Origin of the sequence: Demequina zhanjiangensis, assembly GCF_030418315.1 — a bacterium.
Lineage (GTDB): Bacteria > Actinomycetota > Actinomycetes > Actinomycetales > Demequinaceae > Demequina > Demequina zhanjiangensis.
Genome location: NZ_JAUHPV010000009.1, coordinates 80,892 through 95,142, shown reverse-complemented (window position 1 = coordinate 95,142; position 14,251 = coordinate 80,892). Strand labels below are relative to the sequence as shown.

14 protein-coding genes are annotated in these 14,251 nt (G+C 70.3%); 4 read left to right on the top strand and 10 right to left on the bottom strand.

Annotated features, from left to right (window positions below; genetic code table 11):
* Positions 1-46: 46 nt before the first annotated feature.
* Genes QQX04_RS13400 through QQX04_RS13385 form a run of 4 tightly spaced genes read right to left on the bottom strand, consistent with a single transcriptional unit; the run spans position 47 to position 4,090 of the window.
* Positions 47-1,225, bottom strand: coding sequence for a substrate-binding domain-containing protein (locus QQX04_RS13400; RefSeq protein WP_301130026.1), 1,179 nt, complete (start codon positions 1,223-1,225; stop codon positions 47-49).
* 33 nt (positions 1,226-1,258) lie between these two features.
* The gene (locus QQX04_RS13395; protein ID WP_301130024.1) at positions 1,259-2,080 is read right to left on the bottom strand and encodes an ABC transporter permease; all 822 of its coding nucleotides are present in this window, start codon (positions 2,078-2,080) and stop codon (positions 1,259-1,261) included.
* On the bottom strand, positions 2,077-2,853 hold the full coding sequence (locus tag QQX04_RS13390; RefSeq protein ID WP_301130022.1) for an ABC transporter ATP-binding protein: 777 nt from the start codon (positions 2,851-2,853) through the stop codon (positions 2,077-2,079). Before QQX04_RS13390 ends, QQX04_RS13395 begins: the two co-directional genes overlap by 4 nt.
* Complete coding sequence (locus QQX04_RS13385) at positions 2,846-4,090, bottom strand: amidohydrolase family protein (protein WP_301130020.1); 1,245 nt, start codon at positions 4,088-4,090, stop codon at positions 2,846-2,848. Before QQX04_RS13385 ends, QQX04_RS13390 begins: the two co-directional genes overlap by 8 nt.
* Positions 4,091-4,249: 159 nt before the next feature.
* Between QQX04_RS13385 and QQX04_RS13380 the strand changes: the two genes are divergently transcribed.
* Together QQX04_RS13380 and QQX04_RS13375 are read left to right on the top strand one after the other, a co-directional pair.
* The gene (locus QQX04_RS13380) at positions 4,250-4,801 is read left to right on the top strand and encodes a helix-turn-helix domain-containing protein (protein WP_301130018.1); all 552 of its coding nucleotides are present in this window, start codon (positions 4,250-4,252) and stop codon (positions 4,799-4,801) included.
* Positions 4,798-5,745, top strand: a complete 948-nt coding sequence (locus QQX04_RS13375; protein ID WP_301130016.1) for a PDR/VanB family oxidoreductase — start codon at positions 4,798-4,800, stop codon at positions 5,743-5,745. Before QQX04_RS13380 ends, QQX04_RS13375 begins: the two co-directional genes overlap by 4 nt.
* Here QQX04_RS13375 and QQX04_RS13370 read toward each other — a convergent pair.
* The 3 genes from QQX04_RS13370 to QQX04_RS13360 all read right to left on the bottom strand — a co-directional run bounded on the left by QQX04_RS13370 (position 5,742) and on the right by QQX04_RS13360 (position 8,998).
* Positions 5,742-6,206, bottom strand: a complete 465-nt coding sequence (locus QQX04_RS13370) for an NUDIX hydrolase (RefSeq protein WP_301130015.1) — start codon at positions 6,204-6,206, stop codon at positions 5,742-5,744. The two genes, QQX04_RS13375 and QQX04_RS13370, sit on opposite strands and share 4 nt — an antisense overlap.
* Positions 6,203-7,498, bottom strand: coding sequence for an amidohydrolase family protein (locus tag QQX04_RS13365; RefSeq protein WP_301130013.1), 1,296 nt, complete (start codon positions 7,496-7,498; stop codon positions 6,203-6,205). Before QQX04_RS13365 ends, QQX04_RS13370 begins: the two co-directional genes overlap by 4 nt.
* A gap of 96 nt (positions 7,499-7,594) precedes the next feature.
* The gene (locus QQX04_RS13360; protein ID WP_301130011.1) at positions 7,595-8,998 is read right to left on the bottom strand and encodes a UTP--glucose-1-phosphate uridylyltransferase; all 1,404 of its coding nucleotides are present in this window, start codon (positions 8,996-8,998) and stop codon (positions 7,595-7,597) included.
* A gap of 97 nt (positions 8,999-9,095) precedes the next feature.
* Between QQX04_RS13360 and QQX04_RS13355 the strand changes: the two genes are divergently transcribed.
* A complete protein-coding gene (locus QQX04_RS13355; RefSeq protein ID WP_301130009.1) occupies positions 9,096-10,139 on the top strand; it encodes a DUF2332 domain-containing protein in 1,044 nt (347 codons plus the stop codon).
* A 49-nt stretch (positions 10,140-10,188) separates the two neighbouring features.
* Positions 10,189-11,346 carry a UDP-galactopyranose mutase gene (glf, locus tag QQX04_RS13350; RefSeq protein WP_301130008.1) on the top strand — a complete coding sequence of 386 codons (1,158 nt, stop codon included), beginning with the start codon at positions 10,189-10,191 and terminating at the stop codon, positions 11,344-11,346.
* Positions 11,347-11,353: 7 nt separating this feature from the next.
* On the opposite strand, the gene QQX04_RS13345 is transcribed toward glf, so the two are convergent.
* The 3 genes from QQX04_RS13345 to QQX04_RS13335 all read right to left on the bottom strand — a co-directional run bounded on the left by QQX04_RS13345 (position 11,354) and on the right by QQX04_RS13335 (position 14,208).
* A complete protein-coding gene (locus QQX04_RS13345) occupies positions 11,354-12,040 on the bottom strand; it encodes a hypothetical protein (protein ID WP_301130006.1) in 687 nt (228 codons plus the stop codon).
* A gap of 87 nt (positions 12,041-12,127) precedes the next feature.
* A complete protein-coding gene (cysC, locus tag QQX04_RS13340; protein ID WP_301130004.1) occupies positions 12,128-13,246 on the bottom strand; it encodes an adenylyl-sulfate kinase in 1,119 nt (372 codons plus the stop codon).
* Positions 13,243-14,208, bottom strand: coding sequence for a sulfite exporter TauE/SafE family protein (locus QQX04_RS13335; RefSeq protein WP_301130002.1), 966 nt, complete (start codon positions 14,206-14,208; stop codon positions 13,243-13,245). The genes cysC and QQX04_RS13335 overlap by 4 nt, the downstream gene beginning before the upstream one ends.
* Positions 14,209-14,251 lie beyond the last annotated feature (43 nt).

Sequence of the window (14,251 nt, the reverse complement as noted above, 5' to 3'; positions counted from 1 at the left end):
CCGGGGGGTGGCGGGCCCCCCGCCACCGCGTCAGGAGTCGTGCGGCTTAGAAGCCGAGCGACTCGTCGATGAACTCGTTCGTGTAGATGTCCTCGGGGGTCAGGTCCTCAGGGATGTTGAAGCCCTGCTCCGAGTAGATCGGGACGACGATGTCGAACAGCTCCTGGACGCGTGCCGGGTCCAGGTTGCCGAGGATGTCGTCGTGGCCGTTGCCCACGAGCTCGGCCTGCAGCGTGGCCACCGAGTACTCCGCGACGCCGGCGGAGTAGACCCAGCCGGTGTCGTAGGCCTCGACGAGCTCGAGGACGAGCTCGTTGGTGGCCGACGGGTCCTCGAAGTAGTCGAGCTCAGCCTGCTGGAGCACCGGCACGAGCGCGGTGAGGCAGTCGGAGTAGGTGTCGATGTTCTCCGGGATGACGGAGAGCACCGCGGCGTACTTCGGGTAGCCGGCGTCGTTGATCAGCTGGTAGCCGACCGGCTTGCCCCACTCGGCGACCTCGTTCTCGTAGATGAACGGCTCAGCGGAGGCGAAGCCCTGCTGAGCGATCGCGCCGCCCTCGGACACGAACACCGCGGGGGTGCCGTCGTAGGTGGTGTCGATCTGGTCGGCGGACAGGATGCCCACGCCCACGAAGTAGTCGATGTAGGTGCCGCCGGGGAAGACGCGGATGGTCGCGCCCGCGTCGCCCAGGTCGGCGATCGACTCGACGTCCGGGTAGGTCTCGGGGTCCCACATCAGCATCTGCGGGTCCTTCTCGAGCGGTGCGAACACGCCGACGGTGGGCAGGTCGCCCGCGTGGGCGATCGCCTCGTCGGTGCCCACGTATGCGAGGAAGATCGACGGGTCGTTGTACATCTGCGCGTTCGGCTGGGTGAAGCCGGTGGCGGGGCCGCCGGAGAGGATCGTGACGTCCACGCCCGTGGGCTCGCCGGACGCCATGAGGGGGCCGGTGACGGACTTCTCGTTGTCGTCGATCGTGTACTCGTCGCCGAGCAGCGCGTAGAGGTGGCCGTGCTCCGCCTCAGGGTTCCAGTCGGTCTGGATCTTGATGTCGGCGGGGCAGTTGGCGGCTGCGAGGTCGATCGCGCCGGTGGCCGCGCCTGACGGCGACGCGGTGGACGAGCCGCTGGGCTCCTCCGCCTCGGTCGACGTGCACGCGGCGAGTGCGAGGCTGGCGAGTACGAGCCCGGAGGCTGCGAACGCCTTGGTGCGGGGACTGCTCATGGCGATTCTCTCCTTGTGGGTGGGTGATGCGGTCTAGATGGGACCGTGCCAACGACCGATCATGCGCGTGGCAAGCCAGCCGAAGAACCAGAAGACGATCACGCCGAACACGGAGGCCAGCAGGATCGAGGCGAACAGCGGCTCGGCGTTGAGGCGGGCCTGATACAGGGAGATCAGGCCGCCGATGCCGCGTGTGCCGCGCTGGAAGAAGAAATCGCCGACGATCGCGCCGACGACGGCGAGGCCCGCAGAGATGCGCATGCCCGTGAAGATCGCAGGCAGCGCGGCGGGGAACTGGAGCTTGCGGAGGATCGTCCACTGGCTCGCGCGCTGGAGGATGAACAGCTCGCGATGACCCTGCTCCACTGACTTGAGCCCGAACAGCGTGTTGGACACCATCGGGAAGAGCGCGATGAGGATCGTGACGATGACTCGGGCGGTGAAGTCGAATCCGAACCAGAAGCCGATCAGCGGGACGAGCGCGAGGATCGGGATGGTCTGGAGGATCACGGCGTACGGGTAGAGCGAGCGCTCGACCCAGGCGGCCTGGTTCATGGTGATCGCCCAGGACACTCCGAGGACGATCGCGATCGCGAGGCCTGTGAGCGCGACGATCGCGGTGTTCCACAGCGCCTCGAACATGTCGGGGCCGAAGGCGGGATCCCAGTACGCGGCGATCACCTCGTGGGGAGGCGGCAGGAGGTAGGAGCGCGACGGGTCGAGGAACACGTAGCTGACGAAGTACCAGAGGCCGATGATGAGGCCTGCGACGGTGAGCGGCGGCGCCCAGTACTGCACTCCGCCGCGGATCGGGAGGCGAAGCGTGGCGGCCGCGGTGGGCTCGGGTGCGCTCATGAGTCGTGTCCTTCCCGGAGGGCGTGGGAGACCTCGCCGACCAGCGCGGCGTACTCGGCGGTGTAGCGGATCTCGGGGTCGCGGGGCATGTCCCAGGGGATGTCGAAGGAGCCGACGACCTTGCCGGGCCGGCCGGACATGACGACCACCTTCGTGGACAGGTAGACGGCCTCGGACACCGAGTGGGTGATGAAGAGGCCCGCGAACGAGCGCTCCGCGAAGAGCCTCAGCAGCTCGTCGTTGAGGTACTCGCGGGTGATCTCGTCGAGCGCGCCGAACGGCTCGTCGAAGAGGAACAGCTCGGGGTCCATGACGAGCGAGCGGGCGAGCGAGACGCGCATCCGCATGCCGCCGGACAGCTGGCGGGGGAGGTGGTCCTCGAAGCCGGTGAGCCCGACCATGTCGATGGCCTTCTGCGCGGCCTCGCGGCGGTCCGCCCTCCCGTGGTCGCGCAGCTCGGCGAGCAGTTCGACGTTCTGGCGGACGGTGCGCCAGGGGAGAAGGGTGGCATCCTGGAAGACGTAGCCGACGTGGTCGGTCGCGACGTGGGCGTCTCCGGAGGTGACGGTCTCGAGTCCTGAGGCGATGCGCAGCAGGGTGGACTTGCCGCAGCCCGACGGGCCGACGACGGAGACGAACTCTCCGCGCCTGACCTTGAGGTCCACGCCCGACAGCGCCGTGGTGCCGCCGGGATAGGTGAGCTGGACGTCGGAGAAGTCGAGCAGCGCGGCGCCCTGCTCGGTCGCTGTCGACGCTGGTGCCGGTTCAGACATGGGCCACCCCTTCTGCGGTGGTGTGCGGGGTTGGAAGATGGATCTGCTGGGTGACGCTGGTGCGGGCGACGACGCGTCCGCGGTGGATGACGATGCGGTCGGCGGGGGCCTCGGCGATGGCCTCGCCCACGTTCGCGGAGGCGACCGCGACGAACTCGGCGGCGGCTCCCGGCACGGCGTCGGCGACGGGCAGGCCCATGACGGCGCGTCCCGCGCTCGAGCAGAGGTCCCAGGACTCGTCGAGCGAGAGGTGCCCCGCCGTGACGAGCAGGGCTGCGGTCTCGAGCGCGTCGGAGCGGCCGATGGGGTTGAACGGGTCGCGGACGTTGTCGGCGCCGGCGGAGACGAGGGCGCCGCCGTCGAGCAGGGGGCGCAGCGCGGTGAGCCCGCGGGGCGTGCTGTGCTCGTGCTCCCAGCCCTGCAGGTACAGGTTGGTGATGGGGAGTGAGACGACGCCGAGCCGCGCCTCGGCGACGGCCTCGACGATCGGCGCGAGCTCCTCGGGGGAGAGGGTGCCGAGCCGCACGCAGTGGCCCGCGGTGCGGATCCGGTCCTCGGGCCAGGCGCCCGCGATGCGCGCGAACTCGGTGATCGTGATCGGGCCGTCGAGCGACTCGTCGGTGTGCAGGTCGGCGCCGATGCCGCGGCGCTCCGCGAGGGCGAGCAGGCGGCGGACGTCCTCGAGCGCGTCGTCGGCGAGGTGGGGGGCGCCTCCGACCAGATCGAGCCCGCGGTCGAGCGCCTGCTCGATCGTCGCGTCGTCCATGTCCACGGGAGGGAGGGCGACGAGCTGGAGGTCCATGACGTCGGCCAGGTCGGCCTTGAGCCGCACCATCGCGTCGACGCCTCGGAACGGCTGGTCGCCTGGCAGCAGGTTCACGTGGCTGCGCACTGCGGTGGTGCCGTTCGCGAGCAGGGCGAGCGCGGCGCGGCGGGCGCGGGCGTAGATGTCGTCCTCGGTGAGGTTCTCCTGGAAGTCGTGGAAGGCCTCGATCGCGCCGAGCAGGTCTCCGAAGGGCGGGTTGATCGCGTCCCACGTGTAGGCCTTGTCGAGGTGCGCGTGGGCGTCGGCGCCGGCGGTGAGGAGCAGCCGTCCCTCGAGGTCCACCACGGTGTCCGCGACGCCCTCGCCGGCAGGCAGGACGGCAGCGACGACGGCATCGTCGAGGACGATGTCGCAGACGCTTCCGTCGCGGAGCGTAGCGTTGCGGAGCACGCTGGTGGCACGTGAAGGCACGGGGATACCTCAGGTTCTTTGGCTGCGTCGCCGGGGGGACTTCCGGATTCGATCCGGGAGAGTGTTGATACTCTCAACACTGTTGACGCTACAACTGCTCCATTTCGTCGGTGTAAACAGGTCGTTTCCCGATGTGAAAACTTCTGGAAGGAGAAACGGATGGCTGACGAGGTCGATCAGCAGGCCCTGAGGCTCGGCACCGTCATCCGACGGATGCGCCGCGAGCAGGGGCTCACCCTCAAGCAGCTCGCCGCCCGCACGGGCCTGTCCCATCCGTTCCTCAGCCAGGTGGAACGCGGCCGCGCACGCGCCCGCTTCGCCTCGCTGGACGCGATCGCGCGCGGCCTCGGCACCACGCAGTTCGCGCTCTTCGCCATGGTCGCCGACTCCGATGAGAACCCCACGCACGGCACCGCCCGCGTCGCCGACGGCGAGGCTCACACCTTCCGCGGCGACTTCGGCCGCTTCGACCCCATCGAGCTGCTGATCGTCGACACCGAGTTCCGCGACTACTACAGCCACGTCGAGGAGGAGTTCTGCTACCTCCTCGAGGGGACCGCATGGCTCGACCTGGACGGCGAGCTCCACCTGCTGCGAGCAGGTGATGCCATCCTTGTGCCCAGCAACGCCAAGCACCGCTGGAAGACCGCCGACGGCAAGCCCTTCCGCCAGCTCTTCGTCAAGAACCTCGCCCCCCAGGAGGACTCGTGACAGTGCCCCCGCCACTTCGCGACGCCGTCGTCGTCGCCCGCCGCCGACTCGCCTCCGAGGTCGACGCCTTCGAGCTCGCCGCGGCCGATGGCAGCCCCCTCGGCGCATGGGCGCCAGGCGCCCACCTCGATGTCGTGCTCCCCGACGGTACAGAGCGTCAGTACTCCCTCTGCGGCGATGCCTCCACCTCCGAGACCTGGACCATCGCGGTCCTGCGTGAGGACGACGGCAGGGGAGGCTCGCACTGGATCCACGAGAACCTCCACGAAGGCGCGCGGATCCAGGTCCGCGGACCCTGGAACCACTTCGCACTCGCGGCCGCGCCCCGCTACCGCTTCCTCGCCGGCGGCATCGGCATCACGCCGCTGCTGCCGATGATCGCGGCCGCCGACGCCGCGGGAGCGCGATGGACGCTCGACTACGCGGGACGTTCCCGCGAGACCATGGCGTTCCTTCCCGAGCTCGAGACCCACGGCGCGAAGGTGCGTGTGCACGCTGCCGACGAGGGCGCTCGGCTCGACATCGACGCGCTCTTCCCCGCACCGGGCGAGCTGGTCTTCGCCTGCGGACCGCAGCGGATGCTCGACGCGCTCGATCAGGCCGCGCGGACCTGGGCCCCCGAGGCGCTCCACGTGGAGCGTTTTGAGGCGCGCGAGGTGGGCGAGCCGGTGCTCCACGAGTCGTTCGAGGTCGAGCTCGCGATCAGCGGCACCACCGTCACGGTGGACCCCGACACCTCGGTGCTCGACGCCGTCGAGTCCGCGGGAGTGTTCGTTCTCTCCTCATGCCGCGAGGGCACGTGCGGCACCTGCGAGACGCCGGTGATGGAGGGAGAGGTGGATCATCGCGACTCGATCCTCAGCCCCGCCGAGCAGGACATGAACGACCGCATGATGATCTGCGTCTCCCGGGCCTCGTGCCCGCGGCTCGTCCTCGAGCTCTAGACGATCCGCTCGGGAGGTGCCACGGCCATCGCGACGCGCTCGCGGTGATCGGCACCCATGCGCTCGGGGAGGCTGTCGACAGGGAACCAGCGTGCGTGGGCCGAGTGAGCGTCGTCCCTGCTACGCATCCTCATCACGAGGTTCACGTACGACGCGCGTGAGCCGTCCGCGTAGGTGATCTCGCGCGTCGCCTGCACTCCGACGATCGCCTCCGCCTCGGCCTGCGCGCCCGCGTCCTCGTGCACGGCCTCGGCGGCCACCCTCGCCGGCACCGCCCCCGGCCCCAGCACTGCGGCAGGAGGGGCCCAGAGCCCGGTGAGGTCACGCCGCACGAGGAGCGTCCGCGACCCGGCCGAGTCCAGGACGACCGCGGTCACCGACGACAGCCACAGCGGCGCGGTGCCCACCGCCGCGCGCAGCCTGGCGACGTAGGAGGCGCCGTCCTCGCCGCCGTCACTCACGCTGCGAGCCGCCGCGCGAGAGCCTCCACGATCTGCCGCTCGTCACCCGACACCAGCGCGTAGTCCCGCACCACGACGCGGCCGCCCACGATCACGTGCCTCGGGCGGCGCCCCGGCGACGCCCACAGCAGGCCCGCGACCGGGTCCGCGACCCCTGCATCGGCCACGCCGGAGACGTCCCACACGCACACGTCGGCCGCGGCGCCGGGCCGCAGATGGCCGAGCTCCGAGCGTCCCAGGCCGGTCGCGCTTCCCTCTGTCGCGAGCCGCAGCGTCTCGCGCGCCGTGAGCCCTCGCCCCGCCAGAGGGGAGACCTGCATGGCCAGCCGCGCGTCGGCCAGCAGGTGCCCCGCGTCGTTCGAGCCTCCACCCGACGTGCCCAGTCCCACGGTGATGCCTGCGTCGAGCAGCGCACCGACGGGCGCGACTCCCCAGCCCATCGGCAGGTCGCAGCCCGGAGCATGGGTCGCGGTGATGCCGGCTTCCGCGAGCCGGGCGATCTCCGCCTCGGTGACGCCGCACAGGTGCGCGAGCGTCACGTCGGGAGCGAGCCAGCCCCACTCCTCCAGCAGGTCCAGCGGGCGGCGACCATAGCGCTCGGCGGCGATCGCGACATCCACCTGCTCGTTCGCCTGTGTCCTGCGCCGCACCCCGTACCGGGCCGCGACCTCGCTTATCAGCCTGAATGTCTGCTCGGAGTCCGAGTGCACCCCTGCAGGGCCCACGGCCACCTGCAGCATGCCGTCCTTGGAGACCCCGCCCGCCGCGCCGGGAACCATGGCCTCGATGATGGCCGCTGCCGATTCGGCAGCCGACTCAGGGTCGTCGCGGGCGGAGCCGCGCACGAACGCGACCCTGCCACCGAGGGACGATGCCGCCTCGGCCGTGGCGCGGGCGATGCCCACGTAGTCGGCGCCTGCGGGCCAGGTGAGGTGGTGGTCGGCCACGGTCGTGACTCCGCTCAGGAGGCCCTCGGCGACGCCGACGCTCGCGGCCAGATGCGCGAGCTCGGGGTCGATCCCGCGGGCGGCGTACGCCGCCGCCATCACCTGAAGCCACTGCGCCATCGGCACGCCCCTGGTGCCTGGGAGCGTGCGGAACGCGCTCTGCAGCAGGTGGTGGTGCGCGTTCACGAGCCCCGGCGTGACCACGCAGCCCGAGACGTCGAGCGTCTCGACCGCTCGTTCCTCGGGCGCGGAGGTGGCGACGCTGCCGCCGACCAGGTGGAGGTCGCCTTCACGCTCGGTGGCGGCGTCGACGACGATGCGGTGGGCTCCCGTGAGTGTCAGCACGCGTCGATCGTCTCACGCGGACTTTTCGCGCAGATTGCCGCCCGGACGGAGACGGGCCCCGACGATGCGCATCGCCGGGGCCCGTCTCGCGTGGGGTCAGCCCTCGAGGAAGCCGCCCTCCAGGACGGTGTTGTCAGGCACGCGGTTCGGCTCGCCGTTGTCGTCCTCGAGCACCACGGTGCCGATGACCGTGACGTTCTTGCCGAAGGTCCAGTCGCCGTACACGGTGAGCGACGACGCTTCCTTGAGCGACGGCACGCCATAGGGGAAGCGCCTGTCGAAGTCCTCGACCGTCTTGTAGAAGTCGCTGTCCAGGTCGATCATCGGCGCCTTCTTCACCGCCAGCCGCAGGGCACCGTCGTCCGCGAGCGTGTACGCGTCCGAACGGAGCAGCAGCAGCTCGTTCGTGGTCTTCACCGGCAGGAACCGGTCGCGGCCCACGACGATCGCGGTCGCGCCCTCGAACACCTCGATCGCAGCGCCCATGGCGGTCTCGATCTGGAAGACCTCCGGCGACTCCTTGTCCGTGGGGTCCACGTTCTTCTTGTTGCGGATCAGGGGCAGGCCGAGCACGGCGCCGCGCTCGGTCAGCGCCGCCTTCAGCTTCTCCAGGTCCCACCACAGGTTGTTCGTGTGGAAGAACGGGTGGTGGAACTCGTCCGTGAAGAAGTGCATCTCGTCCTCGGCCGTCTGCGCGGTGTCGCGCAAGATCAGCTGGCCGTCGGCCTTCCGGACGGCCAGGTGGCCACCCTTGCGGTCCATCGCCGTGCGCGTGCACAGCTCGGCCGCATACGGGGCACCCGACTGGGCGAACCAGCCGGCGATCTGCGCGCTCGGCACCGCGCCCAGGTTGTCGGAGTTGGAGACGCACGCGTAGCGGAACCCGGCATCAAGCAGGGCGTCCAGCGTGCCCGACGCGAGGATCGCCGTGTAGATGTCGCCATGGCCCGGCGGGCACCACTCCAGCTCAGGATCCTGCGGCCACTCCGCCGGCGTCAGGCCATCCACCAGGAGCTTCGGCTCCTTGTTCTGCAGGAACTCGAGAGGCAGGCCATCCACCTCGAGACCCTCATGCTTCGACAGCTCGGCGAGCGAGTCGTCGCTCGTACGGAAGCTGTTCATCAGCACGAGCGGCAGGTCCGCGCCCGACGCTTCGCGCGCCTTCTGCACCTGGCCCACGATCAGGTCGAGGAAGCTCTTGCCGTCGCGGACAGGCAGCAGCGACTTCGCGCGATCCATGCCCATCGAGGTGCCCAGGCCGCCGTTGAGCTTGATGATCGCGGTCTTCGCGAGCGCCTCGCGCGCCTCCTCCTCGGACACCGTGACGTCCTCGAGCCTCGCCGGTGCCGTGAGGGGCTCGATGGTCTCCTCGAGGATCAGGCCGGTCGCGCCGGCCTCCAGCTCCCCGTAGTAGTGCGTGAACACGTCGATGGCGGCCTGGCTGACGCCGGCCTCCTTCATCTTCTGCTGGGCGGCGACAAGGCCTGCTGCATTGGTCATGACCCCGAGCCTAGAGAACGTCAGCGGCGGATGCGAGACCCGCTGCTGGATCTCGCTCCACCCCGCGACGCGGACCGGACGCTGGTACGTTCGCGCCATGGGTACGAGCCCGTGGGACCCCGCCACACGCACCGATCTCGGCGACATCGCCGCGGCGGTGCTCCGGTGGTCCGAGGCAGCCGTCGACTCGCCCCTCTACTCCTTCCTGGCCCGGCGCATCGCGGACGATCCCGCGATGCTTCGCGTCGTCGCCCAGATCGACCGCACCCCGCCCCTCAACCTGCTCTTCGGCGGGGTCAGACTCGCCCTCACGCCGGACAGCGAGCTCGCAGCCTGGTACCCGGTGCTGGTCGGGGACGCCGCCCTCACGCCGGACGACGCGCTGTGGGAGGCGTTCCGGAGCTACGTGCTCACGCACGCCGACGCGCTGATCGAGATCGGGCGCACTCGTCGCACGCAGACCAACGAGGCAGGGCGCAGCGCCGCCGTGATGCCATGGATCGCCGAGGCCGCCGCTCGGTGGCGCGAGCCGGTCCACCTGGTCGACGTCGGCACCTCCGCGGGCCTCAACCTGTGCATGGACCGCTTCGCCCACGACTACGGGACAGGGGTCGTGCAGGCACGGCTGCCCGCGTCGACCTCGCTCACCCTGCACTGCGAGAACCGGGGCGGCCTCGCCCTCCCGCACGCCGCGCCCGCCATCGCCACACGCACCGGACTCGACCTCGCACCCATCGACGCCTCCGACCCCGACCAGGCAGCGTGGCTCGAGGCCCTCGTGTGGCCCGAGCACATCGAACGGCTCGACAGGCTGCGCAAGGCATTGCAGATCCGTGCGGAGACCCCCGTCGCCCTCATGGAGGGCGACGCGATCGACCTCCTGCCTCAGCTCGACAGGCTGCTCCCGCCCGGCCCCGTCGTCGTGATGCACACGGTCATGGCGTACCAGCTCACGCCCGAGCAGCAGGTCGCCCTCGATGCTGCGTGCCTCGTCCTCTCCCGCAAGAGGCCCACCGCACGCGTGTCCATGGAGCCGGCCGGAGCCCCCACGCACACCGCGATCCGCACCGGGCTCACGCGCAGCACCGCGCAGGTGCGCGCCAAGGCCCACGCGCACGGCAGGTGGATCGACAGGGCCTGATCGCGCCGGCCCGAGCGACCTGCGCCAGTCGATCTGGGAGAATCGGGCCATGACAGATCTGCTCGTCGTGGGCTCAGGGTTCTTCGGCCTCACGGTCGCGCGCGAGTGCGCAGAGCGCTTCGGCATGCAGGTGACCGTGATCGACCAGCGCGACCATCCCGGGGGCAACGCCTGGTCCTATGCGGACGCCGACACGGGGATCGAGGTGCACCGCTACGGCGCCCACCTGTTCCACACGTCCAACGCCCGCGTCTGGGACTACGTCAACCGCTTCACAGCCTTCACCCCGTACGTGCATCGCGTGTACACGAACGTGGGCGGCGAGGTCTTCCCGATGCCCATCAACCTGGGCACCATCAACCAGTTCTTCCGCGCGGCATACGGGCCCGACGACGCGAGGCGTCTCGTCGAGGAGCAGTCCCGGGAGCTCGAGGGCCTCCCTGTCGACAACCTCGAGCGCAAGGCGATCAGCCTGATCGGGCGGCCCCTCTACGAGGCGTTCATCAAGGGGTACACCGCGAAGCAGTGGCAGACGGACCCCACCGAGCTGCCGCCGGACATCATCTCCCGCCTCCCCGTGCGCTACACCTACGACAACAGGTACTTCAGCGACACGTGGGAGGGCCTCCCGGTCGACGGCTACACGGCGTGGATCGAGCGGATGCTCGACCATCCCGGCATCACGCTCGAGCTCGGAACCGACTTCCTCGCCGACGAGGGGCCATGGACCAAGGCCTCGACCGTCGGCCAGGTGCCGGTCGTGTTCACCGGTGCGCTCGACCGCTACTTCGGGTACGACGAGGGCGACCTCGGATGGCGCACGCTCGACTTCGAGACCGAGGTGGTGCCCGTCGGCGACTTCCAAGGCACCCCGGTCATGAACTACGGCGACGCCGACGTCCCCTACACGCGCATCCACGAGTTCCGGCACTTCCACCCGGAGCGAGCCGACCGCTATCCGACGGACCGCAGCGTGATCGTCCGCGAGCACTCGCGGTTCGCGTCTCGCGGCGACGAGCCGTACTACCCGGTGAACACCCCCGCCGACCGTGAACGCCTCCTCGCGTACCGCGCGCTCGCGGACCGGGAGCGGGGCGTGTGGTTCGGCGGAAGGCTCGGCACGTACAAGTACCTGGACATGCACATGGCGATCGGCTCCGCGCTCGTCATGGTGGACAACGAGCTCGCCCCAGCCCTCGGCCGGTGAGCGCGGGCTAGGCCGAGACGGAGGAGCCCGGGCGGCTCACCACGAAGTCCGGCAGCGCGTCGACCAGGGCGGTCGCCTCCGCGTAGGCCTGCACCATGATGTCTGGCGGGGCCTCGGCCGACGCGCTCCTGGCCCTGTACTCGGGAAGGGTCACGCGGAAGCCGAGGAAGCTGGACACATCGTCGATGCGCTCCCAGAGCCTTTCGTACCTGACGAAGGCCACGTCCTGCGCGGTCGCGTCGAGCCACGCCCGCAGATGGGCGCCGATCTTCAGCGCGTCCGTCTCGTAGAGCGCCTCCGGTTCCACCAGGGGCTGGTGCAGGTGCGCGCAGTGAGCCTCGAACCAGCGAGGCGGTTCGCTCTGGCCCTTCATGATCGCCGACCGTGTGGCCGCGATGGGGTCTCCGAACACGTACACGACCTTGGCCCGCCCGGCCATCTCGTCGCGCGGCAGATCGTGGCTCTTGTAGACCATGCGAGGCTCGAGAGGATCCTTGGAGAGGTCCCACGCGTTCGCACGCATCGTCTGCACGCGGGCTGGGGTGCGTGCCCAGGGCCGCAGGTGGGACTCGGAGACCGCACGGAACAGCACGGTCGATCCTGAGCGCCCGAAGCTGTTGATGACGACGGGCATCCGCCCCTTCACTGCGAGCGCGGGGGGAAGCCTGTCCGCGAAGGTCTCGGTGGCCGCCATGCCTTCGAGACTAACCGGTTCGCGGACCGGGCGAGCGGCACCCGGAGGCAGGTTCGCGGCTACGCGGACGCGCGTGGGTCGACGCGTCTAGGAGGATGCGCTCGGCAGGGGTGCGACGACGGACAGCGCGGCGAGGATCGTGAGCGCCGCGTCGTGAGGCGACTGGTCCTCGGTGATGACGACGTCCGCGTCGGTCGGCTCGTCGTACGGGTCGGAGATCCCCGTGAAGTTCGCGATCTCGCCCGCGCGTGCCTTCGCATAGAGGCCCTTGCGGTCGCGGGCCTCGCACACCTCGAGCGGGGTGGCGACATGGACGAGCACGAAGCGTCCCACCTTCTCCACGCGCTCCCGCATCTCCGCGCGCATCTCGGCGTAGGGCGCGATCGGCGCGGCGATCGCGACCCCGCCATGCTCCGCGATGAGGGCCGCGACCCAGCCGATGCGCTGGACGTTCAGCAGCCTGTCCTCGCGTGTGAAGCCGAGCCCCTTCGAGAGCATCGCCCTCACCTCGTCGCCGTCGAGAAGCGTGACGTGCTGAACGGTGCTCCGGCGCAGCAGCTGCGCGAGCTCCTTCGCGATCGTGGACTTTCCTGACCCGGACAGCCCGGTGAGCAGGACCACGAGGCCATCTCCCTTGCGATGCTCCGAGACCACGACGGTGCTGAGCTCTCCGAAGGCGGCGCTGGCGAGCCGCCCGATCAACAGGTTCCGGTCGTCGCCTGTCACAGAGACGAACGAGGGCTCCGGAAGCACACGCACCTCGCGTCCTGCAGCCCGAACGCGAGCGACCGCATCGGCGAGCGCTCGTGGGTCGCCGTGGTCGACCACGACGATCGGGCCGGTTCCCTCGGGGAGGGACGCGCTGTCCCCGATGAGGAGCGTCGGAGCGCCGACGACGGGGGCGGAGTCGGCGGGCCGCAGGTCGGCGAAGTCGAAGGTCGCGAGGGGACGGAGCATCGTGACCTCTCCAGCCACCCAGACGCCCTCGTCGCCGGTCGCGGTCCTTTCCACGTCGACGACCGCGACGGGCGTCGCCTCGCGGTCGAGCAGGGTCACCACGGCGCCGGCATAGCCGACGGGGAGACGCAGCGACGCGACCGGCGCGTCGCCTGCGGACTCGGGGAGCGCGAACCGAGCGGGCAGGACGCCCGCGACCATCAGCTCGAGGTCGTGATGCTCGAGCGGTGTGAGCCGATGCTCGGTCACGGGTCCTCCTTCTCGGTCGGCTCGGTCGCGACTGCGGGCACGTCCTCCCGCCCGGAGCGCCGTTCCTGCCACCAGAACGGCGTGAATCCATGGCGGTAGCGCAGCACCACCCAGACGACGGGCGTGAGCGCCATCGCCGAGAGCACGCACACGAGCACCGCGCCGGTCGGCACTCCCATCATCGCGAGTCCCGAGCCGAAGAGCACGAAGGCGAGCGCGCGTCGCACAGGTGCGCCGCCCACGCGGGACGAGATCTGCGCGCCGAGGAACGCACCCGGAACGGAGCCGAGGATCACGGGAAGCGCCACCCCCCAGTCGACGTCCCCGAACAGGAGATGACCCGCCGACGCGGCCAGCACGAGCGGCACCGCCTGCACCAGGTCGGTTCCCACCAGCTGCGAGGCGCGCAGCGTCGGGTAGAGCGCCATGAGGGCGATGATCATGAGGGAGCCTGAGCCGACCGACGTGAGGCCCACGATCAGCCCGCCGAACACTCCGACCAGGATGGTCGCGACCACGCGCGGCTCCGGGTCCGGTCGCTCCGTGGGCAGCGGCTCCGCAGAACCGTCGCGGACCGCGGCGCGCTCCCTGAGGCGCATGTACGCGCGCACCCCGAGACCTGCTGCCGCGAGGATGAGCGCGACGCCGAGCGCCCGCTTGATGACGTCCTGAAGCGCCTCGTCGGGGCTCAGCCACTGGACGAGCAGCACGCCGAGGAAGGCTGAGGGAACGGAGCCGTAGACCAGCAGCCTCACCAGCCGCCAGTTCACGGTCCCGCGCCGGATATGCACCCACGAGCCGACCGGCTTCATGAAGGTGCTGGCGATGATGTCGCTCGACACCGCCGTGAGAGGCGCGACGCCGAACCCGAGCACGAGGATCGGGGTCATGAGCGCGCCGCCGCCCATGCCGGTGAGGCCGACGACCACGCCGACGACGAGCGCCGCGAGGAAGAGGTCCATCAGCGTCGTCCCGGGTGCGGCCGACGGCGCGATGCCGTCATGG